The 1,492-nt window shown below is 58.0% G+C and carries 1 pseudogene; it reads right to left on the bottom strand.

Going from position 1 to position 1,492, the window contains the following annotated elements:
* Positions 1-72: 72 nt before the first annotated feature.
* Positions 73-1,467 (bottom strand): annotated as a pseudogene (locus tag ILFOPFJJ_RS27890) (transposase).
* Between the last annotated feature and the right edge of the window lie 25 nt (positions 1,468-1,492).

Here is a 1,492-nt window from a genome sequence, read left to right as displayed (position 1 = left end):
TTGCCGGCATGCGCCAGAGCATTGCGCATGAAGTGGACCCGGGGGCTGTTGAAGAACCAATCGTCGGCGGAGTTATGCGGAAGCCACCGACAAGCCGACTGCAAAAACTTTCCTTTGCCTGAAGGGATGTCGGGCTGAACTGGTAGCTTCTTGGCTGTACACGAACAGCAAAATTGCACAGAAAGGCACTCGCCAGTCGTTTCAAGTTGACTGCCGCGGCCGTCAGATAGGCTTGGATTTTCATATTTATGAGGCCGCGCCGGATCGCTCTCGATAGCCCGTGCCAAGTCTTCGCTTCGCCGTGATATCCCTCTGAGCGCCAGCGGTGACGCTGATACAAAGCTCGGTCCTCGTCCGACCATCGTTCTCTTCGGCGACGAGCTCGCAGGAGTGCCGGATAGTCATCGCCGAGCACTACCGCCTTACACGGCCATTGGAAAGGCAAAGTCGCGCCAGATCGCAGTGCCGGCAGTCGGCCGCGCGAGATGTAAAGAAGCGCCCATGTTTAACGGCACGGCCCGCCTTCAGCATCTTGCCACGCGGACATTTAAGGATGTCGTGCTTGGCGTCATAACGAAAGCGGCGCATAGGCACAGGGCTACGGATTGGCTCCGCCTTTGCCGGAATAACCGCTTCGATCGCGCGTTGCTCCATTCCTGCGAACACCTTAGCATACGCGTAGCCGGCGTCGGCCGTTGCCGTCTTGATTGTCGTGCCGGTAATCGCGGCGACCGCGTCGAGACGACCGAGTATGACTTGTCCCTCATTAATCTCGCCTGTGGTGACCTCCACATCTAAAATTACGCCGCAAGCATCGTCCACCACGGCATGTTGCTTGTAGGCCGGCTCCAGTCTCCGATTACGCCCGTTGGTCGCCATGGATGCGTCAGGGTCGGTAACGCAGACTTTCTTGTATTTGCCTGTTTTGCGGCTTTTTCGTTCGCTCTCAGCGGCTTCGTTGGCGTCGGTGACCGCATCTATATGGCGGACCGCAAGACTTTCCCAACTGACGTCAGCCCGGATGAGTGAGGCGTCGACATGAACGATCTCACCTTTGGCGACTTTGGCCGCTACGCAGACCTTTACCGTCCGCTCAAAGATAGTTCGGAAACGTTCTGCACCCCAGCGCTGACGGATACGGGTCAACGACGAATGGTCCGGGAGAGCTTCGTGCAGACCGAAGCCGATAAACCAGCGAATTGCGAGGTTTACCTGAGCCTCGCGCATCAGCCGACGGTCATGGACGATCCCGAGAAGAAAGCCTGCAAGCATCAGCCGGACTGCTACTTCCGGGTCGATGCCGGGTCGGCCGAAGCCCACCGCATAAAGCTCAGCCACCTCCTCGTGTAGCCAGGAGAGGTCGAGAACTCGATCGACCTTGACCAATACGTGATCGTCAGGGACCAGATCCCGAAGCGAGCCGCACATGTAAAGTTCAAGCTGATCGCGTTCCTTGCGGCCGAGCATCGTGGAGGCTCCAGAGAATCAACGA

Source organism: Sinorhizobium psoraleae (assembly GCF_013283645.1).
GTDB lineage: Bacteria > Pseudomonadota > Alphaproteobacteria > Rhizobiales > Rhizobiaceae > Sinorhizobium > Sinorhizobium psoraleae.
The sequence above is the reverse complement of the archived record's forward strand: the minus strand, read 5'-3'. Positions and strand labels throughout refer to the sequence as shown.